General features: G+C 42.5%; 17 protein-coding genes. 5 read left to right on the forward strand and 12 right to left on the reverse strand.

Annotated elements, in window-relative coordinates; translation table 11 throughout:
- The first annotated feature begins 7 nt into the window (after window positions 1-7).
- The 3 genes from pyrD to DK430_RS02190 are packed head-to-tail and all read left to right on the forward strand — an operon-like array spanning window position 8 to window position 2,505.
- Window positions 8-1,027 (forward strand): quinone-dependent dihydroorotate dehydrogenase, encoded by a 1,020-nt coding sequence (pyrD, locus tag DK430_RS02180; protein WP_109077483.1) that lies wholly within the window; start codon window positions 8-10, stop codon window positions 1,025-1,027.
- A 12-nt stretch (window positions 1,028-1,039) separates the two neighbouring features.
- Window positions 1,040-1,660: a Type 1 glutamine amidotransferase-like domain-containing protein gene (locus DK430_RS02185; protein WP_109077484.1), complete on the forward strand. Its 621-nt coding sequence runs from the start codon at window positions 1,040-1,042 to the stop codon at window positions 1,658-1,660.
- 8 nt (window positions 1,661-1,668) lie between these two features.
- Entirely contained in the window at window positions 1,669-2,505 is an 837-nt protein-coding gene (locus DK430_RS02190) for a PHP domain-containing protein (RefSeq protein ID WP_109077485.1), read from the forward strand.
- A 44-nt stretch (window positions 2,506-2,549) separates the two neighbouring features.
- Here DK430_RS02190 and DK430_RS02195 read toward each other — a convergent pair whose 3' ends face one another.
- Window positions 2,550-3,446, reverse strand: coding sequence for a LysR family transcriptional regulator (locus DK430_RS02195; RefSeq protein WP_109077486.1), 897 nt, complete (start codon window positions 3,444-3,446; stop codon window positions 2,550-2,552).
- A gap of 98 nt (window positions 3,447-3,544) precedes the next feature.
- Between DK430_RS02195 and topA the strand changes: the two genes are divergently transcribed.
- Window positions 3,545-6,151, forward strand: coding sequence for a type I DNA topoisomerase (topA, locus tag DK430_RS02200; protein WP_109077487.1), 2,607 nt, complete (start codon window positions 3,545-3,547; stop codon window positions 6,149-6,151).
- An 87-nt stretch (window positions 6,152-6,238) separates the two neighbouring features.
- Here topA and DK430_RS02205 read toward each other — a convergent pair whose 3' ends face one another.
- From DK430_RS02205 to fnr, 3 genes are all read right to left on the reverse strand, one after another.
- Window positions 6,239-7,072 carry a DUF4198 domain-containing protein gene (locus tag DK430_RS02205; protein ID WP_109077488.1) on the reverse strand — a complete coding sequence of 278 codons (834 nt, stop codon included), beginning with the start codon at window positions 7,070-7,072 and terminating at the stop codon, window positions 6,239-6,241.
- A gap of 120 nt (window positions 7,073-7,192) precedes the next feature.
- On the reverse strand, window positions 7,193-8,125 hold the full coding sequence (gene uspE / locus DK430_RS02210) for a universal stress protein UspE (protein ID WP_109077489.1): 933 nt from the start codon (window positions 8,123-8,125) through the stop codon (window positions 7,193-7,195).
- 122 nt (window positions 8,126-8,247) lie between these two features.
- Window positions 8,248-9,021 carry a fumarate/nitrate reduction transcriptional regulator Fnr gene (gene fnr, locus DK430_RS02215; RefSeq protein ID WP_109077490.1) on the reverse strand — a complete coding sequence of 258 codons (774 nt, stop codon included), beginning with the start codon at window positions 9,019-9,021 and terminating at the stop codon, window positions 8,248-8,250.
- Between the two features lie 108 nt (window positions 9,022-9,129).
- Here fnr and DK430_RS13250 point away from each other — a divergent pair, with 108 nt between their 5' ends.
- Entirely contained in the window at window positions 9,130-9,306 is a 177-nt protein-coding gene (locus DK430_RS13250; protein ID WP_204352502.1) for a hypothetical protein, read from the forward strand.
- Window positions 9,307-9,356: 50 nt separating this feature from the next.
- Here DK430_RS13250 and ftnA (DK430_RS02220) read toward each other — a convergent pair whose 3' ends face one another.
- The 8 genes from ftnA (DK430_RS02220) to DK430_RS02255 form a co-directional block, all read right to left on the reverse strand.
- Window positions 9,357-9,854: a non-heme ferritin gene (ftnA, locus tag DK430_RS02220; protein WP_109077491.1), complete on the reverse strand. Its 498-nt coding sequence runs from the start codon at window positions 9,852-9,854 to the stop codon at window positions 9,357-9,359.
- 18 nt (window positions 9,855-9,872) lie between these two features.
- Entirely contained in the window at window positions 9,873-10,358 is a 486-nt protein-coding gene (gene ftnA / locus DK430_RS02225) for a non-heme ferritin (protein WP_109077492.1), read from the reverse strand.
- Between the two features lie 941 nt (window positions 10,359-11,299).
- The gene (gene sbcB, locus DK430_RS02230; protein WP_109077493.1) at window positions 11,300-12,724 is read right to left on the reverse strand and encodes an exodeoxyribonuclease I; all 1,425 of its coding nucleotides are present in this window, start codon (window positions 12,722-12,724) and stop codon (window positions 11,300-11,302) included.
- Between the two features lie 13 nt (window positions 12,725-12,737).
- Window positions 12,738-13,610 carry an EamA family transporter gene (locus tag DK430_RS02235; protein ID WP_109077494.1) on the reverse strand — a complete coding sequence of 291 codons (873 nt, stop codon included), beginning with the start codon at window positions 13,608-13,610 and terminating at the stop codon, window positions 12,738-12,740.
- Window positions 13,611-13,627: 17 nt separating this feature from the next.
- A complete protein-coding gene (locus DK430_RS02240; RefSeq protein WP_109077495.1) occupies window positions 13,628-14,026 on the reverse strand; it encodes a hypothetical protein in 399 nt (132 codons plus the stop codon).
- Window positions 14,027-14,112: 86 nt separating this feature from the next.
- Window positions 14,113-18,606, reverse strand: a complete 4,494-nt coding sequence (gene mukB / locus DK430_RS02245; protein ID WP_109077496.1) for a chromosome partition protein MukB — start codon at window positions 18,604-18,606, stop codon at window positions 14,113-14,115.
- A complete protein-coding gene (gene mukE / locus DK430_RS02250) occupies window positions 18,606-19,346 on the reverse strand; it encodes a chromosome partition protein MukE (protein ID WP_109077497.1) in 741 nt (246 codons plus the stop codon). The genes mukB and mukE overlap by 1 nt, the downstream gene beginning before the upstream one ends.
- 38 nt (window positions 19,347-19,384) lie before the next feature.
- Entirely contained in the window at window positions 19,385-22,846 is a 3,462-nt protein-coding gene (locus tag DK430_RS02255; protein ID WP_109077498.1) for an acyl-[ACP]--phospholipid O-acyltransferase, read from the reverse strand.
- Between the last annotated feature and the right edge of the window lie 3 nt (window positions 22,847-22,849).

Genomic DNA, 22,849 nt, shown 5'->3' on the forward strand with positions numbered 1-22,849 from the left:
AACGAGTATGTATTCTTTGATTCGCAAAGGGATTTTCGCCCTTGATGCCGAAAACGCCCATAACTTAGCCATAAAAGCCCTCGGTTTGGCGGCATATCCGCCGTTTCATTTCCTGTTAAAACAGCTTTTAAATTGCCCGCAAGGTACACCAAAAACCGTCATGGGCATTAAATTTAAAAACCCTATCGGTTTGGCGGCGGGGGCGGATAAAAACGGTGAAGCTATCGACGGTTTCGGCGCCATGGGCTTTGGCTTTATTGAAGTGGGAACGGTGACCCCTTTGGCGCAAGAAGGGAATGCCAAACCGCGCCAATTTCGCTTAATTGAGGCGGAAGGCATTATCAATCGTAACGGTTTCAATAATTATGGTATCGATCACCTGATTGAAAACGTCAAAAAAGCCAACTATGACGGCGTGCTTGGCATTAATATCGGAAAAAATAAACTGACGCCGTTAGAGCAGGGCAAAGACGATTATTTGATTTGTTTGAATAAAGCCTATAACTACGCTGGCTACATCACCGTCAATATTTCTTCGCCGAACACGCCTGATCTGCGCCAATTACAATACGGTGATTACTTTGATGATTTGCTGCAAAGTATCAAAACCCGCCAAAAAGAACTGGCAACGCAATACAACAAATATGTTCCCATTGCAGTGAAAATTGCACCGGATTTAACGGAGGCGGAACTGATTCAAATTGCCGATACCTTATTACGGCATAAAATGGACGGTGTGATTGCCACCAATACGACCATTTCGCGCGACAACGTCACAAACTTAAAGAATGCCGAACAGCAGGGCGGATTAAGCGGAAAACCATTACAACACAAAAGCACGGCAATTATCGGTCGCTTGTACCAAGAGCTAAAAGGACAAATCCCGATTATCGGCAGCGGCGGCATTGACGGCGTACAAAATGCCCAAGAAAAAATCCAAGCGGGCGCTGAACTGTTACAGGTGTATTCAGGCTTGATTTACCACGGACCAAAACTTGTGAAAGACTTGGTTCAGGCGATTAAGTAACGGAGAAATAATATGAAAACATTATTTTTAGCCTCTTATTTTGCGGGCGTAGAAAATCTTTTTACACAATTTCTACAACAACATTCCCTATCGCAAAAGGTGTTGTTTATCCCCACTGCCGGTAATATGGAAAGCTACGTTGAATACATCAATGAGGCAAAAAATATTTTTCAGACATTAGGTTTTGAAGTCGATGTTTTGGATATTGCCCAAGAAACGGAAGAAGTGATTAAAGAGAAACTAAATCATACGCCGTACCTTTACATTTCCGGCGGCAATACCTTTTATTTATTGCAAGAATTAAAAAGAAAGCATTTATTATCCGCTATAAAAAGCCGAATTAATGAGGGCATGATTTATCTCGGTGAATCTGCCGGCGCCATTATTACTGCCCTAGATATTGAATATAATCAAATTATGGATGATAAAAATGTGGCTACCGATTTGAGCGATTATACGGCATTAAATTTAGTTGATTTTGCCGTTGTTCCGCATTATGGCGAATTTCCTTTTGAAGAAAGCGCAAAGGAAACCGTTCAGACTTATCAATCCAAATTGAATTTATTGCCTTTAACCAATAGCCAAGCCGTAATTGTTGATGAGGATAATTACGTCATTCAAAATAATTCATAGGAAAGCCGATGACCAAATACGATTTACATTGCCACAGCACCGCTTCCGATGGCGTATTGTCGCCGACAGAAGTGGTATTGCGTGCCCATGAAAAAGGCGTGAACGTGTTGGCGCTGACCGATCATGATACCGTTGCCGGTATGGCGGAGGCGCGACAACAGGCGGAAAAATTAGGTATTCGGCTGATTAACGGTGTAGAAATTTCAACTTTGTGGGAAAATCGCTCCATTCATATTGTCGGCTTGGGATTTGATATTTCACATGAAAAAATGACCGCACTTTTAATTGAACAAGCCCGCTTACGTGATATTCGAGCGCAGGAGATCGGTGCAAAACTGGAAAAAATCGGCGTGGAAAATGCTTACGCGGAAGCTAAAAAATTAGCCGGAGAAGGCGAAGTGACCCGCGCCCATTATGCCCGTCATTTGGTGCAAATCGGTAAGGTTTCCAATGACGGACAAGCCTTTAAGCGTTATTTGGGGCAGGGCAAATCCGCTTATGTGAAGCCGCAATGGGCGGATATTCCGACCACCATCGACATTATTCACCAAGCGGGCGGCGTGGCGGTGTTGGCGCACCCGTTGCGTTATACCATGACGATGAAATGGGTACGTAAACTGGCGGAAAATTTCAAAGGATGGGGCGGTGATGCGATGGAAATTTCCGGTTGCGGACAAAGCCGCGATCAGTATCAGCTATTGGTGAAACTGGCGGAAGAACACCAACTTGCAGCTTCCATGGGATCGGATTTTCACTTTCCTTGCGCCTGGGTGGAATTGGGCAGATTAGCCCCGTTACCTGAACATATTCCTTTTGTTCTGAATATAAAAAATGACCTTGCTTAAAATAAACAAGGTCATAAAAAACACCTAAAAAAACAACCGCACTTTTACGGCTTCGCCTTACACAAATCCAGCTGGCTGATGAAATCGATGAAGGCTTTGACTTTCGCTGCCAGATGGCGACGGTGCGGATAGACAATATGTAAATCCAAATCTTGTTGGCGATAATCCGCCAGAATTTCCACTAATTTACCTGAAGCCAGTTCTTCCTCAATAAAAAAGCGTGGTGAATTAATAATGCCAAGCCCGGCAACACATAAAGAGGTAAGCGTTAAGCCGTTGTTACACACCAGCTTTGAGCGCATTTTGATGCGCTGAATTTTATTGTATTTACTGAATTCCCAATAAATTTGATTACCGGTGGCTTTATATAAAAGGCAGTCGTGGTGTTCCAATTCTTCCGGCGTTTGCGGGATGCCGTGTGTTGCCAGATAGTCGGGAGACGCCACAAAGTGCATGGAGGAGGTAGCAATCTTTTTCGCCACCAATGAGCTGTCCTGTAAATAACCGATCCGCAAGGCTAAATCAAATCCCTCGCTCACCAAATCAATGACCCGATCATTAAATTCAATTTCCATGTGCAAATTCGGGTGCGCCTTAATAAATTGGGCAAGATTCGGGGTGATGAATCGCAAGCCGAAATCCCGTGGTACGGAAACGGTTAAATTGCCTTGCAGGGAGGTAGAGAGGTTGCTGATGCTGGATTCGGCATCTTCCAGTTCCAACAAAATAGGCTGGCAACGTTGATAATAGATACTACCGGCCTCCGTCGGCACGATTTTGCGGGTGGTACGTTGTAACAAACGGGTTTTTAGTTGTTCTTCCAGTTGAGAAACCAGTTTGCTCGCCATGGCGACAGAAATATTTTGTAATGCCGCCGCTTGGGTGAAACTTTGTGTTTCAACGACTTTGCAAAAAATTGAAATTGCATTGAGTTTGTCCATTTATTGCGCCTTTTGGAAAAAAGTAGTTGACCTGCTTGAAGATAGTTAGCAATATAGCGGGCAATTTTACACAAATTAATCGGAATTAGGTAATAATAATGAGTAAATCCTTGGTTATTGTGGAGTCGCCGGCGAAGGCGAAAACCATTAATAAATATTTAGGAAACAATTATGTAGTGAAATCCAGTGTGGGGCATATTCGCGATTTGCCGACCGTGGGTTCCGCTACCGGAGAAAAAGCCAAAGCCATTTCCACCAAAGGACTCAGTGCGGAAGAAAAACAGGCTGTAAAACAAAAGAAAGAACAGGATGCACTGGTCAAACGCATGGGCATTGATCCTTATCACAGTTGGAAAGCCAACTATCAAATTTTACCCGGCAAAGAAAAAGTGGTTGCCGAACTGAAGTCCCTCGCCAAAAAAGCTGATCATATTTATCTCGCAACCGATTTGGATAGAGAAGGGGAAGCCATCGCTTGGCACTTACGTGAAGTGATTGGCGGCGATGACGATCGTTATAGCCGTGTGGTGTTCAACGAAATCACTAAAAACGCCATTAAGCAAGCCTTTGAGCATCCGGAACATTTGAACATGGATCGCGTTAATGCACAGCAAACCCGTCGCTTTTTAGACCGTGTCGTGGGCTTTATGGTGTCGCCGTTACTTTGGAAAAAAGTGGCGCGCGGTTTGTCTGCCGGTCGTGTGCAATCGGTGGCGGTCAAGCTTATTGTTGAACGGGAGCGTGAAATTAAGGCATTTGTGCCACAGGAGTACTGGGAAGTTGCGGTTTTAACCAACACACCGAAAGGCAATGAAATTCGCTTGGATGTCACGCAATTTAAAGGCAAAAAATTCGAACCGAAGAATGCCGAACAAGCGCAAAGTGTGGTGGATTTTTTAAGTAAATCCGACTATGTAATTTCCGATTTGGAAACCAAGCCGACCAGTTCCAGACCAAGAGCGCCGTTTATTACTTCAACCTTACAACAAACCGCCAGCACCCGCTTGGGCTTTGGTGTAAAAAAAACAATGATGTTGGCGCAACGTTTGTATGAGGCAGGCTACATCACCTATATGCGTACCGACTCCACTAATTTGAGCCAAGACGCGTTAAACATGGTGCGCGGTTATATCGAAAAACATTACGGACAAACTTATTTACCGGCAAAACCCAATTTCTATTCCAGCAAAGACAATGCACAGGAAGCTCACGAAGCCATTCGACCATCCGATATTAACGTCGGTTTGGATGACTTAACGGGAATGGAAAAAGATGCTGTGCGTTTATACGATTTAATTTGGCGTCAGTTCGTCGCTTGCCAAATGCCTGCGGCACAATATGACAGCACCACATTAACCGTAGCAGCAGGGGACTACACTTTAACGGCGAAAGGACGCATTTTACGCTTTGACGGTTGGACGAAAGTGTTGCCGCAACAAAGTAAATCTTCCGAAGATCAGGCATTACCGGCTGTTGCCGTTAATGACAAACTGAATTTACAGGACGTTCAGCCACAACAATATTTCACCAAACCGCCGGCACGTTTTTCTGAAGCGGCGCTAGTTAAAGAGTTGGAAAAACGCGGTATCGGTCGTCCTTCCACTTATGCAGCGATCATTTCCACCATTCAGGAACGCGGTTATGTACGCACGGAAAACCGCCGTTTTTATGCGGAAAAAATGGGCGAAATCGTCACCGATCGCTTGAATCAGTCTTTCGCTGATTTAATGAACTATGATTTCACCGCCAACATGGAAGATGTGCTGGACCAAATTGCTTCCGGCGAGAAAAACTGGAAAACCGAATTAAATCAGTTTTTCAAAGATTTCTCTACGCAACTGACAAAAGCGGAATTAGACGAATTGGAAGGCGGTATGCGCCCGAATAATTTGGTCGAGACGAATATCAGTTGCCCGACTTGTAGTCGCAATATGGCAATCAGAACCGCCAGCACGGGCGTGTTCTTAGGTTGTACCGGATACTCCTTGCCGCCGAAAGAGCGTTGCAAAACCACCATTAATTTGATTCCGGAAGCAGAATTGTTAAACGTATTAGACGATGCTTCGGAAACCAAAGCACTGATGGAGCGTAAACGCTGCCCGAAATGCGGTACGGCGATGGACAGCTACATTATCGATCCGCATCGTAAACTGCATATTTGCGGCAATAACCCGAATTGTGACGGTTATTTGGTCGAGGAAGGCAAGTTTAAGATTAAAGGCTATGACGGTCCGATTGTGGAATGTGATAAATGCGGCGGCGAGATGCACCTCAAACTGGGGCGTTTTGGCAAATACATGGCGTGCACGCAGTGCGATAATACGCGTAAAATTCTGAAAAACGGTGAAGTCGCGCCGCCGAAAGAAGAACCGATTCATTTCCCTGAATTGAAATGCGAAAAATCCGATGCCTATTTTGTGTTACGGGATGGCGCCGGCGGTGTGTTTATGTCAGCCCATAACTTCCCGAAATCCCGCGAAACCCGTGCGCCTAAAGTGGCGGAGTTAGCGTTATATCGTGATCGTTTACCGGAAAAGTTAAGCTATTTGGCGGATGCGCCGCAAACTGATCCGGAAGGCAACGAAGCGATTATTCGTTTTAGCCGTAAGGAAAAACGTCAATATGTGACTTCTGAAAAGAATGGCAAAGCGACGAAATGGATTGTAGATTTTATTGATGGAAAATGGGTAGAGCGGAAGAAATAACTTAAATTCCCTTTCATCTTTTGTGAAAAAAGTGCGGTCGAAAAAATACTTAAATTTTTGACCGCACTTTTTATTCATAAAGCTATGTTAGTGGTGGTGATGGTGCTCGCGAGGTTTATATTCGGCACGTTTTTCACCGACCGGTAGCACGATAGTGGCGTAATTTGCCGAATGCTGACACACCTTAGGGTCATTAAACGGTGTTTTATGTACCACTTTTACCTTCCATAATCCTTCAACCAATGGCAGGAAATTCACCTTGCCGTTTTTATCGGTTTTGTTGGAAAAACCTTGCACTTCACGGTGATCGTCCGTTGATTCAGGGTCTTTCGCCACAACGGTATCTGCCGTTGCAATAACGGTTTCACCGGCAAGCGGTTTACCACGGTAGAAAATTTGCAGCGGGAAAAGCTCGCCTTCTTTTAATTCAGATAGCGGTTTTAATGGCACAATTTCCAATTCCTGACCTAATTTTTCTTTATAGAGCGTTGGATCAACTTTATTTCCCACCGTAACCAAACTTTTGCTAAACATTTGGGTTTGTTCGCAATAAACGGCATCTTTCATTTGTTGCATATTTTCCTGCTTCCAGCCTTTTGCATTTTTTGACCAGAATGTCGGGCGATATGTCGCTGTAATCCAATAAGAACCTTCCTCTAACGGTTTTTCTGCGGTGTATTGATAATTTTCCCCTTGCTGTTTTAATGCGGTCGAATTGCCGTTTTTATCGTTTAATTCAAGGGGAGGGAAGATGTGCAGACGGTCATCGGCAATTTTCTCCGCATAAGGGAAATCTCCGTATGCCAGATCGGCTTTTAACACGTCTTGAGCGCCAATATGTGATGGTGCAGATACCCAAACTTCATGAGCTTGCGCTAAACCTGCCAGTCCTAATAATGTGATCAATAATGATTTTTTCATTGTTTTTCCTTTGTTGGTTGAATAAGTTAAATGAATAGAAAGTAATTTTGCAGAGAAAAAAAAGTAAAGCAAAAAAAGGGCGTAGTCAATATAAAAATACGTACTACGCCAAAATTTTCATTAATCGTCTTTTTTAGACGGCTTAATCGCCAATAAATTGCAGTTTAATTTACTAATCACATGCTCCGCAGTATTACCTAAGAATGCCGCTGAAAGCCCGGTTCTGCCGATAGTACCTAAAATCACCAATTCGGCTTCAATTTGTTCCGCCACTTGCGGAATGACATCTTCCGGGAAACCTTCAAGCACATGGGTGTGATCTTCATTAATGCCATATTTTTGACGTAACGCCTTCATATTAATCAAATATTGTCCGCGTAAACCACTACTGTATTCACCTGAGCTAAATTCCGGCAAATCGATTGCCATATTAATCGGTGTCGGCGGATAAGCGGTAACAAGGTGGATATTGCCGCGATCAAGGGAATCCGCTAAATCCATACTTAACGACACTAATTCGTCGTTAAATGAGCTGTGCGCTTCGTTTTCGTCATCGGACACGTTGACGGCAACTAGAATTCGCCGTTGATGTTTCCAATCGCCGTCCTTCACCACTAAAATCGGCACCGGACATTTACGCAGTAATTGCCAGTCAACCGGTGTCACAATAAGTGATTTCAGGCTTTCTTCGGCTTTGGTATATTTCACGACTAAATCATAGCCTTGAGTTTCCACTTCAGTCGCAATGGCTTCTGCTTCATTGCTGTTCCAAACGACTGTCGTTGCAAATTCAATGCCATCGGAGGCATACTTTTCAATATAGGGTTGAATGGCTAGTTTACGCTGTTCAATGACATTTCTGTGCATCTCTGACCTTTCTTCCGAAGAAAGCAATGCGGACATTTCATAAGACAAATCGTAAATTGCGAGGAAAAGCGTAATTTTGACAGGGGATTGGCTTTTTTGCTCTTGAGCTAAACGAACTGCTCTGGCAAGGGCATATTGTTTATCATTTTCGGGATTTAAAACCACCAGTATATTATTGAATTTCATATACAACCTCCATTTGTTGGCTTTAAATAGAGTAGAACATTATTGAAAAAATAACAAGGCGGGCATCTTAAAAAGGTGATTCGATGCGACATTTTATGCCACATCGAATAAAAGAGAGAAGATTAGATAACCATTTTGATTTTGGTTTTATTGGTGCCGGAGAGTTCGATTAATTCCGCCATGTTATTAATCGTAATGTATTTTCCTTGCACCGACAAAACACCCAGTTTTTGAAAGCGTCCAAGCAGGCGACTGATCGTTTCAACGGTTAATCCAAGATAATTACCAATATCACCACGCGTCATGGTTAAGCGGAATTCTCTAGCAGAAAAACCACGCGCAGAGTAGCGTTGTGACAAGTTATAAATAAAGGCGGCGAGACGTTCTTCCGCATTCATCTTGGAAAGTAATAAAATCATTTCCTGATCACTTTTAATTTCATTGCTCATCAGGCGCATAATTTGCTGGCGCAATTTAGGCATTTTGCCGGACAAGTCATCTAAAATATCAAAAGGAATCTCGCACACCATTGCGGTCTCTAATGCCTGGGCAAAACTCGGGTGTTGCATATTCATGATGGCATCAAAACCGACCAAATCGCCGGGCAAATGAAAAGACGTAATTTGTTCCTCACCGGTTTCACTGATGGTATAAGATTTGATTGTGCCGGAGCGAATAGCGTAGAGTGAGGTAAGTTCATCACCGGCCTTAAAAAGCACTTGGGATTTCTGGATAGGTTTTTTACGTTCAATAATGTTATCTAATTGATCTAACTCATGTTCATTCAATGTAAAAGGAATACATAGTTGGCTAATACTACAATTTTGACAATGAATGGCACATCCCCCGGATTGAACTCGACGTCCTAATTTTGTCTCTGTCGCTAAAATTTTCATTTATTCCCCAAATTCCAGAAAAATTGAAAAAAAATCGTGTAAAATTGATCTAGCTCAATAATACCACTAATTCATTAATTTAAGAAGCATAAACATAGGTGAGGATATATGGCTGCTGAAAAACTAACTAAAAAACGCTTAGCTCAAATTGTGTTGATGCTGGTAATTCTACTTGTTGCATTTTTTTATCGCACATTTCATCATGAGGCTAATGAAACGCCATTAAAAACGCACGAAAAAAACACCGCACTTTCAGAGAATAGCAAGAGAGCAATAGATAACTAATAAACAAAAAGAAAGGCTAAGTTATTTAACTTAGCCTTTTAAATCATCATTTAGTTACTTTCTGCTAAAGCACCTAAATCTTTATCAACCAAGAATAAACCTTTGCCATCTTCACCAAGAAGATTCAATTTATCCAAAATTCCGCTGAATAATTTTTCTTCTTCGTGTTGTTCCGCAACATACCATTGCAAGAAGTTGAAGGCAGAGTAGTCTTTTTCCTCAAATGTTCTACCAACCAATGCATTAATCTTAGACGTGATTAACTTTTCATGTTCATAAGTCAATTCAAGCACTTGTTTCAATGACGAAAATTGATGCGGTGGCTCATCAATTTGAGTGATGATTGCCAATGCTCCGGTTTCATTCAAATAAGTGAATAACTTACGCATATGCTGCATTTCTTCTGCCGCATGAGCCGATAAGAATTTCGCTGCGCCCTCAAAACCTTGTTGCTCGCACCAAGCGCTCATTTGCAAGTATAAATTAGAAGAGTAAAACTCTAAATTCATTTGGTCGTTTAATAGTTTAACTACGTCATTTGATAACATTTTATATCTCCTAATCCATTATAAAGTTTTTAAATCACGATCAATGTAGTAAAGCGCAGTACCGCTTTCGCCAAGAAGTTTAAATTTATCTACAATACTATTGAATAATTTTTCTTCTTCATGCTGTTCAGCAACGTACCATTGCAGGAAGTTAAAGCTAGAGTAGTCTTTTTCTGCAAAAGTGCATTCAACCAATTCGTTGATTTTGGACGTAACTAATTTTTCATGCTCAAGCGTCGTTTCAAAAACCTCTTTTAATGAAGCATAATCATGTTTAGGTGCTTCAATTTTACCCAATAACGGCATACCGCTGGTTTCACTTACATAAGTGAATAATTTTTGCATATGCTCTAATTCCTCATCTGCATGGCGAAGTAAAAATGCCGCAGCACCTTCATAACCGTGTTTATAGCACCATGCGCTCATTTGTAAATAAACGTTTGATGAATAGAATTCAAGATTAATTTGTTCATTTAATTTTGCTGTAATCGCTTTGCTCAGCATAACCAACTCCTTTCCTTAATTGTTAATAGATAGATCACAATACAACTTAATTTGTTGCGTGCATTTTATTCTTGTTATTGAGAATAGTCAAACAAAAATTCATTAAAAATTTAAATAAGTGTTTAATTTTAAATGAGTTTTGTAATAACAACAATTCTCATTTAGTTACTGCTAGTGAAATAAATTCTCAATTGTAACTAAATTGTTAATTTGAAGTCGGCGTCAGCTTTATAGAGTAGTCTTTCTGTATTATTCCTGTATCTATCTAAATAAATGCTATTTATCAAGCTACATTTATTAAAGCTCAATACTTAGTATGGGAATGATTAATTGAAAAGAAAATAAACCCATCTTATTCAAACGACTTTCATATATTCAATCCAGTCTTTGAAGTTTTGTTTCTCAGTTATGCTAAAAGAAGAATAGTTTTCCTTTTTTGTAAGTGACATTTCATTTATATTATTTAACATAATATACATTATGCGAAGTTAGTGACAAAGTAAACGAACGCTACGAATTAACAAAAACACAGACTTATGCACAAGTCACTCTTACTAGTCAAACTGGATGAAAACTGATATTTGTAAGGTATGTAACAAATTAATAAATGAAGTTATAGACTTTAATTTTGAAATGTAAATATTTATTCAACAAGCAATAAGTGAGAAAAGCACGTTATTAATCTTCACTATAAATTATATTAGCCTTATTTTAATGCTATGTTTTTATTATGAAATTTACTTAATTCCATAGATAAATCACATAAAACTGATTGCGCTACGCGAAATCTGAGATGATTATCTGATTCATCATGCTGAATTTTTAAGATAAGCACTCATAAAAAAAGCACGCTGAATTTCTCCAGCATGCTTTTTATAGATTGAATTTAGTGACGTTGTCTCTTTTTAATTGGGAAACACTTAAAAATATGCCCGCACTTTTTAGCCGATTATCTTTTCTCCATATTCATAGACTTTTCTCAATAAGGTCAGTTTTTCTTCATTATTGCTATATTGATCTGCTAACACTTGAAGGCTTTGCTCAAATCGCAAGATTTCCGAATCTAATTTTTTACGGCAATACTTTTGCCATTTGATTTGTTCGGCACGGTTTAATGTTCGATAGAAATGTCTCGCACGATAATGAAACAACAATTGAGGAATTCTCGGATCTTGGAAACTAAGGTTATGTTCAGCCAATTTCTCCGGTTCTAAGCTTCGTAAAATCGCCATATTGTTTTTATCGGCGTCGCTAAAGAAACCATTGTAAAGTTCGGTTTCAACGTTATCAGAGGCTTCAAACTCGCGTTCCTGATGAAAAATATCCATTACTTTTTGGCGAATATCTTTGGAAGCCAGCAAACGCTGTTGGTTTTGTCGGCACAATTCTCTATCAATGCCTAAACGTTCGGCATTTTGTGGTAATAAGGTTTTTGCCGACGCGACGATCGGGCATTTATTGATATGAATGAGTTTCAACGGCACAGGTAATATACCTGCATTTAACAATTCTTCTTTTCTGGTATAAAGATTTTCACGTAACTCCTCTGCCGATTTTGTCAATAAATCATCAATATTGGCGGTTAGATCGCACACAATAACGGCGTTCTTATTGGTCGGATGCCAGGCTAAAGGTGCAACTAACGTCGTATTTCCACGATAATTCCCCAACATTCCCGACACATGAACTAACGGTGTCATTTCAGCAGTATCAACCTGCCTTTCTATCTCCTTTTTACCTCGATTTTCAAAGAAATATTGAAATAATTTGGGTTGTTTTTGTTTAATCAACTTCGCCATTTCAATGGTGGCATAGACATCAGACATCGCATCATGGGCATTATCGTGTGCTATTCCATTGGCTTCCGTCAATTTTTCCAAACGAAAGCTCGGCATTCCCTCATCATCTAAAGGCCATTCAATGCCATCTGGACGCAAGGCATAACAAGCACGTACCAAATCCAACAAATCCCAGCGTGAATTACCGTTTTTCCAACTATATTCATAAGGATCAATAAAGTTACGATAAAAGGTATAGCGCGTCATTTCATCGTCATAACGGATATTATTGAAACCCATGACGCAAGTATTCGGTTGACTAAAAGCCTGCAAAATCTGCGCAGCAAATTCCGGTTCCGATAAGCCTTTTTCATTGCATTCCTGCGGCGTAATGCCTGTAACTAAAACGGCTTCCGGCGCCGGCAAATAATCGTTGGTTTGCTTGCAATACAGCACTATCGGTTCGCCAATAATATTGAAATCGGCATCTGTGCGAATACCGCCGAATTGCGCCGGGCGGTCGGTTGCCGGATTTACACCAAAGCTTTCATAGTCATAAATGAAAAAACTGAAATCGTTTTTTGCCATAATTTTTCTCAAATTAAGCCAGAATTTTATCCAAATAATACAAACAGAAAATTGCCGTCAAGCTGAATACAATCCCTAACCAGTTAATTTTGCTTATTTTTTCTTTAAAAATTAACGCACCGGTAATGGTTCCTAAGCAAATGACGCCGATGTTCATACCGGCAAAAACTAAGGTCGGATTCGAGCCAAAACTTTGATGCGCTTTAATGTAGAACAAAATATTGAAGAAATTCAGCACACCTAAAATAATGCCGCCCACAAAGCTTGCCACATTCCATTGGATTCGCTTAAACAGCAAATAAATAAACATAATGCACGCAGCTAAAGAGAATGCGATGAACAGCGTCGTTGGGAATACTCCTCCGCTTTTTGCCACTTGCTTGAATAAAATATCAATAATGCCGTAGCCGAACCATACGCCGATTAAGCCTAAAACACCTTTAAAATCAACCGCACTTTGTTGGTTCGGTTTGCTTAATAAGCAAAATAACCCAATAAACGCTAACACAATACCGATTAATTTTGATTGGCTTAAGGTTTCATGGAAAATTAAAAAGGCGGCAAGAATCGGTAAAAATAAGGATAAACGCTGTGCCGCGTCGGAACGCACGATACCGGCAAATTCCACGGCTTTAGACATGATAATAAATACGCTTGGCAATAAAATACCCAACGCCAAGAAAATCGGCGTATTTTCACTTTGCGCAATAAAATCGGTAAATTGAAGTCCTTTAAAATCCGGTTCTAACAAAAACCAACTAAGTGACAACGCCACAATATAGTTAAAGGCAATGGCTTGTTGAATAACGATATTGCGTTTACGGGCGACTTTTAATAGTACGGACACCGCAACGCTACATAGAACGGCGATAATGAGGTTGTGCATTTTTGCTCCTTGCAAATTTAGACAATATGAAATGCTGTTAAGAATTCTTTCCTTTTTAGTTCAAAAAACCTATGTTCCGCATGATTTAACATTCTTTTGTTTTCTGAAAAAGCCGGAAGGATATAGCCCCACTCACCTTCCCTTGCAAAATAAATAACATAGTCTATTTTTGAATCCCCCCAACAATTCTCAATTTCTGTCTTTTTACCTTTTTCTGCACTAAGCGTTTTAATTTGGATTCTGAAATATTGTTCTCCATCGGAAATTAAAATATCTGTCTTGTGCCAATTATCCAAAACAGGAGTAAAAACCTGCCATCCGTCATGCATTAACCATGCAACAACTTGACTTTCAAAAGCAACATTTTTCATTGTACTATGCGTATTTACTGGTGTTTGTGTTAAGCGTCTAGGCATAAACTCTCCTTAGGTTATTATTTTTTATAATAAAAGTGCGGTCAAAAAACACTTTATTTTTTAACCGCACTTTCCTTTTGTTCAAACTACTCTGTTGCGCCGAATCCGCGTAATCCGACCACATGAACGTGTTCGTGGTTACCGGAAATTTTTCGCACAAGTTTGTAGGTCGTACCTTTTTCCGGACTGATATTTTCCGGGGCGGCAATCAGCAATTGCATATCCAGGCGTTCGCATAGCTCGAATAAGGTGGAGATAGATTTGGCGTCGAGACGCGCCGCTTCATCTAAGAATAATAAACGGCACGGCACGATGTCTTTGCCGCGAATACGCCGGCTTTCTTCTTCCCAGCTTTGTACCACCATTAAGAGGATGGACATCCCCGTACCGATGGCCTCCCCGGTGGATAGTGCGCCGCTTTCCGCACGTAACCAGCCGTCTGCACCACGGTATACTTCCACTTCCAAGTCAAGGTAATTACGATAATCCAGTAATTCTTCGCCGATGGTTTGTGCGGTGCGCTGCCCTACATCAATATGCGGGTTGAGGCGTTGATACAATTTCGCAATGGCTTCGGAGAATGTCATGCGGTTATCGGTGAACAAATCTTGGTAATCCGATTGATTGCCGGACAACGCATCCAACAACATGGCGTGCGTATCGCGAATATTCACCACCAAGCGCACCGATTTCACCTGACCGAAGGCGATATTTTGTAGCCCTTGATTCAGCATACGAATACGATTTTGTTCGCGTTGAATGGTTTTACGCATGATATTCGCCACGCTTTCGGAACTGATCGCCAATTTTTGTTCACGCCCTGTCAGTTCTTCCGTTAAACGGGAAAGCTCGATTTCCATTTGCTCGATAGCGTCAATCGGGTCATCGGTTTTTAGAATATCTTGACGAATACGCTCGCGCAGATGTTGATATACGGCGATAAAGAACCGCACTTTATTTTCCGGTTTACGGCTGTCTTCCGATAAACGCAAGGCGTCACGCAGATATTCGTTGTCGGCAACCGCCGTGCGTAATGCACCAAGGGCTTTATCCGACATAGAACGCAATTCGTCGGCGGATAAATATGCTAATTCACGACGATTTAAGCGTTTTTCTACGTCGGAATTACGGGATAACCGAAGCACCACGCACCAGCTCATCTTCGCCGCCGTGACCAGTTCGCGTTGGGTTTTATAGTCACGTTCCGCTTTACGAATGTGACGGGTCAGATTTTCCGCTTCACTTTCAATCAACGTAAGTTGTTTTTCAATGTAGGAACGACGTTGGCGATTAGTGGAAAGTTGTTGATATAACTCGTCACGACGAATTTTCGCACGCTCTTCTGCGCCCTCGTCGGCACGTACGCCCAACTCGCCGATTTCCTGTATTAATTCCTGCAACATTTGATTTTTACTGTTGAAAGAACTTTGCAACTGAATCAGCACTTGGTTGTATTGGGCATATTGCGCTTGAACTTGGCGTAATTGTTCGCGCTGAACTTCCCGTTGTTGTTGCATTTGTTCTAAACGGGCGCGCAACTGTTCGTTGAGTTCGGAGGTTTCCGTTTGCACGCTTTCTGCATAATTAAAATGCGCTTTACGCTGCACCACATCCGCCAAAGCAAACACTTTTTGCTGCACTTGTTTTTGCAACTGAATGGCTTGTTCATAATCGGCTTTTAAATGTTCGTAATTTTCCGGATCGCTTTGCAACGTATTGGCAATCGGTTCTAATTGTGACAACGTGACGCCGTGTTGACGGATAAACAATTCATCCTGCTCGGCTAAATCCAACTGCTCACGGCATTCTTCAATGCGATCGGTTAAACTGTCGTCGGCCAATAACGGTAACTGCGGAATCAATTTGTTCAACAATTGCATTCTTTCTTTGGCATCATCTAACCGAATGCGGATTTGCTGTTCACCGGTCGCTAATTGATTAAGTTCACGCTCAATTTCATTACGCTGTTGATTGGTTTGCGCCATCACTTGTTCCGGATTAGCTTGGAACGCCAGCGCTAAATGCAAACCGACAAACTGGCTGAAATGCTCGTGTAAACGCTGGCATTTTTGCACGTCAAAAGCACGTTGCGCGTATTGCTCCGCCACTTCTTCGCGTTTTGCCTGCAATTCTTCCAAATGTTTTTCACGTGCGGCTCGGCCGAACAGCGGAATTTCAGGGAATTTGGAATAACGTAATTCACGATCGGACACCTGAACCACAACGCCCAGCTCCAATTCCTGAGCGGAAAGTACGCTGTCGTCAAATGCCGCCGGATCGCCTTCGATTAAATACAAGTCTTCCGGGCAATCTTCCAAATTGGCAAGCTGCTCTTTCACCGCGTTCAAATCGCGTACCACAATGGCGTGGCGGGCCGGACCGTATAAGGCGGAGAAATAAGGCGCATCTTCAATCGGCACATCATCGTACAATTCGGACAACAGTACGCCTCCGAAACGTTCCGCAAGCACATTCAAACGGGCATCTTCCGAACCGTCAGGCTGACTTAAACGGCTGATTTGTTCATCTAATTGCTGGCGTTGCAGTTCTAACTGGTCGCGCTCCATGGTCAATTCGCGTTCTTTGGTCAGTTGCGATTGCATGAAATTCATCACATCCTGACTGTCGGAGAACTGCTTACCGCTTTGCTCCTGCAAACGTTCCAATGCCGCTTGTGCGGTCAACCACGCCGGCGCTTTACGGGCATTTTCCTCGTAAAGTGCGGTCAGATTTTCACGCTTTTGACGCAGGGTCGAACGGTTTTCCACTAAATCGGAGAGCTCGGAGGATAAATCCTCAATTAAAGCTTCTTGTTCGCCGTAAAACGCTTCTAATTCATCGGCGGTTTCCAAGTTCAAATTAGCACGGTGATTAAAATCGTTTAATAATCTGACCGCACTTTGTTGTTGATTCAGACGCTGTTCCAATTCATGTAATTTAGCGTGTAATTGTGGGGTTTGTTGCGCTTGGAGTTTTTGTGTCGGATATTCGCGTAACAATTCTTTTGCGCTTTCCCAGGCGGCAGAACGAGGCACATCACCGGCAATTTTACAAACCAACTGATAGGCTTTATCAAATTGCGTTTTTGCCGCTTCGGAAATAGACATTTTTTGTTCTAATTCAAGCACTTTATCCGTCAGCACTTCCGCTTGCGCTTCAAATTCTTCGTGATATACATCTACGTTTTTCACGGCTAAATCTGCCAAACCACACAACGTTTTGGCTTTTTCTAAGGCTTGAATGGCTTGTTGATATTGTAATGCGCGGGTTTGTTGCGCATCCAATGCCTGTTGATAATCCGCCAATTGCGAACGCAGATTATCCACTTCCTGTTCCGTTTGCTCAAATTGCGCTTGGCTTTCTTCCAACTGCTCGTTGGCCGTTTCCACCACCATTTTTTGCTCTTCCAAACGTTCGGTCAGTTCATTGACATCTTCTTGATAGCGGGAAATTTTTTCCTGATGGCGTAAGGCATTTAACACCAAATTCAGGTGATCTAATGCGCTTTGATGATCCACTTCCAACGTTTTTTCGTTTTCCGCCAATTCGGCGGCTTCACGACTTAAATCCACCAAACGATGTTGTGATAAATCCTGTTCAGATTTGGCTTTATACCACTCTTGACGAAAACCTAATGCACTTTCGATGTTGCCACGACGTTCGTTAGCATTGCGCATATAATCCGCCGCCACATAATTGGTGGATTCGGTGATTAAATGTTTGAATAAATCGCGATCCGCCTGAGTAACCTTAATGGCTTCCAACGTCATACGGTTTTCACGCAAAGCACTTTCCATGTCTTGGAAGGCTTTTTTCACCCCAAGATTTTCCGGCAATAAATAATCCCGCAAAGAACGGGTAATGGCACTGGAAATACCGCCATATAAAGACGCTTCGATGAGTTTGTAGAATTTGCTACGGTCGGAAGAAGAACGTAAACGTTTCGGAATAATGCCCAAGTCGAACATCATGCCGTGGTAATCGGTGATGGAATGATATTGTTTAAATTGCGCGCCGCCCAACTCTACTTTGTCTTTGAGTTCATTTAAGGTAAGTACGCGGGCTTGGCGTTCGTTAATGGTTTCGGTGAAAAGTGCGGTCAGATTGACGGACAATTCTACACCTTGAATAGAAAAGGTTTTTAAATCCACTTTCTTGTCACGTCCGGCAACCTGTTGCAGACGCACGCCGACGATAATTCGTTGATGACGGGAATTGATGGTATCTAACGCCGCGTAACAAACGCCGGGACGTAATTTCCCGTGCAAACCTTTATCGCGCGAACCGCTTGTAGCACCGGCTTCCGTAGTATTGCGGAAATGCAATAAAGTTAAGTCCGGAATCAACGCCGTCACAAAGCCTGCCATGGTGGTGGATTTCCCGGCACCGTTACCACCGGAAAGCGTGGTAACCAATTCGTCTAAATCAAAGGTGCGGGCAAAAAAGCCGTTCCAGTTGATGAGAGTTAAAGAACGGAATTTACCGCGTTCTACCCCGCTGTTTTGGCTAAAGATAACCGGCGCGGCTTCAGACGCCGACGTATCCATTACTTCATTTTCCAGGGATAATTCTTCAGTCATTATTCTTGTTCCTCTTCTACTAATTCTTCTTCAACATCCGCCTCGTTTTCGCTGTTTTCCGCATCATTTTGTAAGGCTTGTTTTTCCGCCTGTAAAGACTGCGGTGTTGCCGCTTCACCATCGCGAATTAAGCGTAATTGCGCTTCAATCGGATCATCGCCGGCACGCACTTCCGCACCGAAGCGGAAAACGGATTCGGAAATGGTGAATTTGCCGCTGTTCGGCTCGCCTACGGTATAAATCATGCCCAAACGGCGCAAACGACCGATTGCCGCCCGCACTTTTTCCGCTAATTTTTGCTTATCCAAATCGGAACCGCTGGAACGTTGATTCACTGCTTTCAGCAATTTGCCTTCATCCGCCAAATTAAGCAGTTCGTCATACACTTCCTGCGTGCTGAAAATCCCCTGTTGCGCTAAACGTTCCGGGCTTAAATACAAATAACACAACACTTTGCCCACCAACATCTCTAACTCCGTTAACACGGAGCGGGCGATTAACGTGGTCGCTTTCGGACGCAAATAGAAAAAACCTTCCGGCGCACGAATTAACTCCACGTTATAACGACGATAGAACAAATCCAGTTCCGTTTGAAAATCTAACAAAAAGGCGTGGTTATCCAAATGCTCCGCGCCGATATGCTTACCGGATCGCAGTTGGCTATCCACAGCCGGAAATAACGGATTGGCGATGGCAGCTGCCAGTTTTGGGGAGATTACTTCGAGGTTATTTTCTGTCATGTTGTTTCTCTGTTTTGTGTTTATTCGTTAGTTTGCAGCTATTCGTTAGTTTGTAGCAAGGCGACGGCAAGTTTTTTCGCCCCTTTGAAATCGACTTTGCCACTTGCCAACGTCGGGATTTCATCCACTTTAAAGACGAAAGACGGTTGCATTAACGGCGGTATGGCTGAATTTTTTAAGGTGTTGATGACATCATGGATGTCTAATTCGGTTTTCACCAAAAGCACCACGGCCTCGCCTTTTTTCTCATCGGGCACATTGGCGGCAGTGAACTGGACGTCGTCATTTAACACTTGTGCGATTTGTTCTTCCACGCTACCCAGACTAATCATCTCGCCCCCGACTTTGGCAAAGCGGGAATAGCGGTCAACAATGGTAATAAAACCGTTTTCGTCAATATGACCTTTGTCGCCCGTTTTGTAATAACGTACGCCGTCGATTTCGGCAATCACATCGGCAGTTTTTTCCGCATCATTTAAGTAGCCTTTCATCACCTGCCCGCCGCCGATTAAAATCAATCCGTCTTCGCCGGTTACCAACTCCTGCAAGGTTTCCGGATCAACGATTTTAATAATAGTACCCGGCAATGGCAGCCCGACGGAACCTTGTTTATTAAACGTCAGTTCTTTTAAGGTTTCTTTTTCTAAAATATTCGGCATATTCACTGCGGCAACCGGTGCGGTTTCCGTCGTGCCGTAACCTTCATAAATCTCCAAACCGAATTTCAAACGGAAAGCTTCTTTCACGTCGGCTTTCAGTTTTTCCGCGCCTGCAACTACCATGCGGATATTCTGGAACATCAACGGATGCAGTTTTTTATTCTTAATGTAAAGACGGAAGAACGTTGAAGTGCCGAATAAAATGCTGGCGTTGTGTCGTGCCGCCATTTTACCCACCGTTGCGCCGTCCGTCGGATCAGGCACGCTAACCATTTTCACGCCCTCGCATAACGGAAGTAACGTTGTCACAGTCAAACCGAAGGAATGGAAAATCGGCAATGAATTTAAAATCACATCATCTTTTCTAAAGTTCAATAAGTCACTGATTTGACGAATATTAGTCAGTAAATTTTTATGCGTTAATTCAATGCCTTTCGGCTCCCCTTCACTGCCACTACTGAACAAAATGGTTGCCGTATCTTCTAAGCTTACATCGGCAAAATTCATTAATTTGATCCAGCTTGTCGGGACAAAAAGTGCGGTCAAAAATGCCAGCGTTTTTTGTGTTTTGCTGACGGACTTGCCTAATTCTTCCATCATCACCGCTTTATCAGCCAGCAATGTCTGATAATCAAAGCCTTTGCCGCTTAATTTTACGAGGAATTTCTCGGAAGTAATAACCTGTTGAATATTGGCTTTTTTCAGCGCTAACGCCATGCTTTGTTCACTTAAGGTGTAATTCAAATTCACCGGCACTTTACCGTTCACAAACAACGCCATATTCACAATGGCGCCCATGGCGGAGCTTGGCAACAACACACCGATATTTTTTTCGTTATTCAGGGTTTGTTTGAATAATTTGCTGAAAATCAGTACCGCACTGATAAATTTCCCATTAGTCAACTCCGTACCCATGCTGTCGGCGACGCATTCACGGAATAAATTCGCTTTTGCCATATCCAACCAGTAATGGGTCAACGGTTGTTGGCGGGAAATGAAACTTTCCCAAGAGGAGAAAGACAATTCCACGACTTTTTGTTTCATGGCAACATGATCGATAAACTCGCGAATCGGCTTGCCGAACGCCACGATAATGTCGCGCTTGCCGCGTTGTTTGGTGAGCGCCTTATAATGTTCGTCCGCACGGGAAAAGCTGGACCCCCACAAGCCACGCAAATAAAACGGCACCACACACACATCTTGCCAGTCTTTAATGCTTAATTCATAGCCGCGTTGAAATTCGTTAATTTGACCGTTATAGCTGATATGTCCTTCCGGGAACAACGCCACTACTTCGCCGTTTTCCAAATATTGACGGATGATTTCGATGCTTTCTTTGCTGGAACCCGCACCGATAGGAATCACTTTAAAGAATTTGAAAATCCAAGTGAGATACCATTTGTTATAAATGCCGCGATACATCACGAATTTGATAGCGCGCGGGCTGGCGGCTTGTAAGACCAACCAGTCAATCCAGCTGATATGGTTGCCCAGTAATAATACGCCACCGCTTTGCGGAAGGTTTTTCAAGCCTTCCACATGGAAACGGTAACCGGTTTTCAGAAAAACTAATAAGAATAAACGGGTGAATAAGTGTGGCAGTTGCAAAATGGCGTATAAAGAACCCACAAAACACACTATGGAGACAAAAATAAATAACCCCGTGGTGGAAATATCAGCGTAAACAAAGACAATACTCAGTAACAAAAAGCCAATCATGGCGATATTTTGCACGAAGTTATTACCGGCGATAATTTTCCCTATTTTGGCTTCCGGCGCGAAAAACTGAATGGTTGCGTTCAATGGCACGATAAATAGCCCGCCGAATAAACCGAAACAGAAGGAGCAGAAACTAATTAACGCCACGCTGCCGGAGGAAGCTAGGAAAAATAAGGATAAAAATAAACCCAGAGCGCCTAGGGGAACGATGCCAAGTTCAATATGATGTTTGGACATGGCGCCCGCAATATAGGATCCCACAATTAACCCGATGCCGCTCACCGCTAAAATCATTTGAATGACCAGTGCATTATCATCGTTAAACAGCATTTTGTAATGCGCCGGGAAGGCTGCCACAATCACTTGAGATACGCCCCAGAACACACTTAAGCCGACAATACTCAACCAGATATTTTTATCGGCGCGTACCAATTTCATATTTTCTCGTAAGTAACTTAAAGAAAAATATTTTTTGCTGCTGAATGCTGTTTTTTCTTCGCTTTCTGCCGGTGGGAAATAAGGCAATCTAAAGGCAAAAATCGCTTCCATTGCACTGAAAATCACCATTAAGAAGCCGATCACATAAATGCTGGAAAGAATATCCGCCGGGTTATCGCTCGCCACATAAATGGCTTCAAAAAGATAAGAGAACGCGAAGGAACTGAATAAAATCGCCACAATCGTTAAGGCTTGGATAATACCGTTTGCCGCCCCCAGATTTTCCGTACCGACGATAGATTTAATAATCCCGTATTTAGCCGGAGAATAGACCGCACTTTGCGCCGCCAGAATCAAAGTCAGCAGGAAAGCCAGCTCAAATGCACCGGAAAGGTAACTGAGAAAAATCGCAAAGGAAATCAACACACCGGCAACGGCGGCATAGCGGATGACTTTGGTTTGGGAATATTTGTCGTTAATAAAACCGGCTGGGGAAAATAAGAATACAAACGGCAATAAAATCATTGCATTGATGAGTGCGGTTAATACCACCAAGGTGTCGCCGTCAAAGGTCTTTAGCAGCACATTTTGAATGGTAATTTTATGCGCCAAATCTACGGTGGCATTTAAAAATGCAATGGCAAGATAAGGTAAAAAGCCTCTGATTTTAAGTAATTCTTTCATAAT

Source organism: Aggregatibacter kilianii (assembly GCF_003129965.1).
Lineage (GTDB): Bacteria > Pseudomonadota > Gammaproteobacteria > Enterobacterales > Pasteurellaceae > Aggregatibacter > Aggregatibacter kilianii_A.

What these genes read in the sequence shown, in the direction of transcription:
- pyrD (WP_109077483.1), top strand. Translation starts at nt 8, where the DNA reads ATGTATTCTTTGATTCGCAAAGGGATTTTCGCCCTTGATGCCGAAAAC.
- DK430_RS02185 (WP_109077484.1), top strand. Translation starts at nt 1,040, where the DNA reads ATGAAAACATTATTTTTAGCCTCTTATTTTGCGGGCGTAGAAAATCTT.
- DK430_RS02190 (WP_109077485.1), top strand. Translation starts at nt 1,669, where the DNA reads ATGACCAAATACGATTTACATTGCCACAGCACCGCTTCCGATGGCGTA.
- DK430_RS02195 (WP_109077486.1), bottom strand. Translation starts at nt 3,446, where the DNA reads ATGGACAAACTCAATGCAATTTCAATTTTTTGCAAAGTCGTTGAAACA.
- topA (WP_109077487.1), top strand. Translation starts at nt 3,545, where the DNA reads ATGAGTAAATCCTTGGTTATTGTGGAGTCGCCGGCGAAGGCGAAAACC.
- DK430_RS02205 (WP_109077488.1), bottom strand. Translation starts at nt 7,072, where the DNA reads ATGAAAAAATCATTATTGATCACATTATTAGGACTGGCAGGTTTAGCG.
- uspE (WP_109077489.1), bottom strand. Translation starts at nt 8,125, where the DNA reads ATGAAATTCAATAATATACTGGTGGTTTTAAATCCCGAAAATGATAAA.
- fnr (WP_109077490.1), bottom strand. Translation starts at nt 9,021, where the DNA reads ATGAAAATTTTAGCGACAGAGACAAAATTAGGACGTCGAGTTCAATCC.
- DK430_RS13250 (WP_204352502.1), top strand. Translation starts at nt 9,130, where the DNA reads ATGGCTGCTGAAAAACTAACTAAAAAACGCTTAGCTCAAATTGTGTTG.
- ftnA (WP_109077491.1), bottom strand. Translation starts at nt 9,854, where the DNA reads ATGTTATCAAATGACGTAGTTAAACTATTAAACGACCAAATGAATTTA.
- ftnA (WP_109077492.1), bottom strand. Translation starts at nt 10,358, where the DNA reads ATGCTGAGCAAAGCGATTACAGCAAAATTAAATGAACAAATTAATCTT.
- sbcB (WP_109077493.1), bottom strand. Translation starts at nt 12,724, where the DNA reads ATGGCAAAAAACGATTTCAGTTTTTTCATTTATGACTATGAAAGCTTT.
- DK430_RS02235 (WP_109077494.1), bottom strand. Translation starts at nt 13,610, where the DNA reads ATGCACAACCTCATTATCGCCGTTCTATGTAGCGTTGCGGTGTCCGTA.
- DK430_RS02240 (WP_109077495.1), bottom strand. Translation starts at nt 14,026, where the DNA reads ATGCCTAGACGCTTAACACAAACACCAGTAAATACGCATAGTACAATG.
- mukB (WP_109077496.1), bottom strand. Translation starts at nt 18,606, where the DNA reads ATGACTGAAGAATTATCCCTGGAAAATGAAGTAATGGATACGTCGGCG.
- mukE (WP_109077497.1), bottom strand. Translation starts at nt 19,346, where the DNA reads ATGACAGAAAATAACCTCGAAGTAATCTCCCCAAAACTGGCAGCTGCC.
- DK430_RS02255 (WP_109077498.1), bottom strand. Translation starts at nt 22,846, where the DNA reads ATGAAAGAATTACTTAAAATCAGAGGCTTTTTACCTTATCTTGCCATT.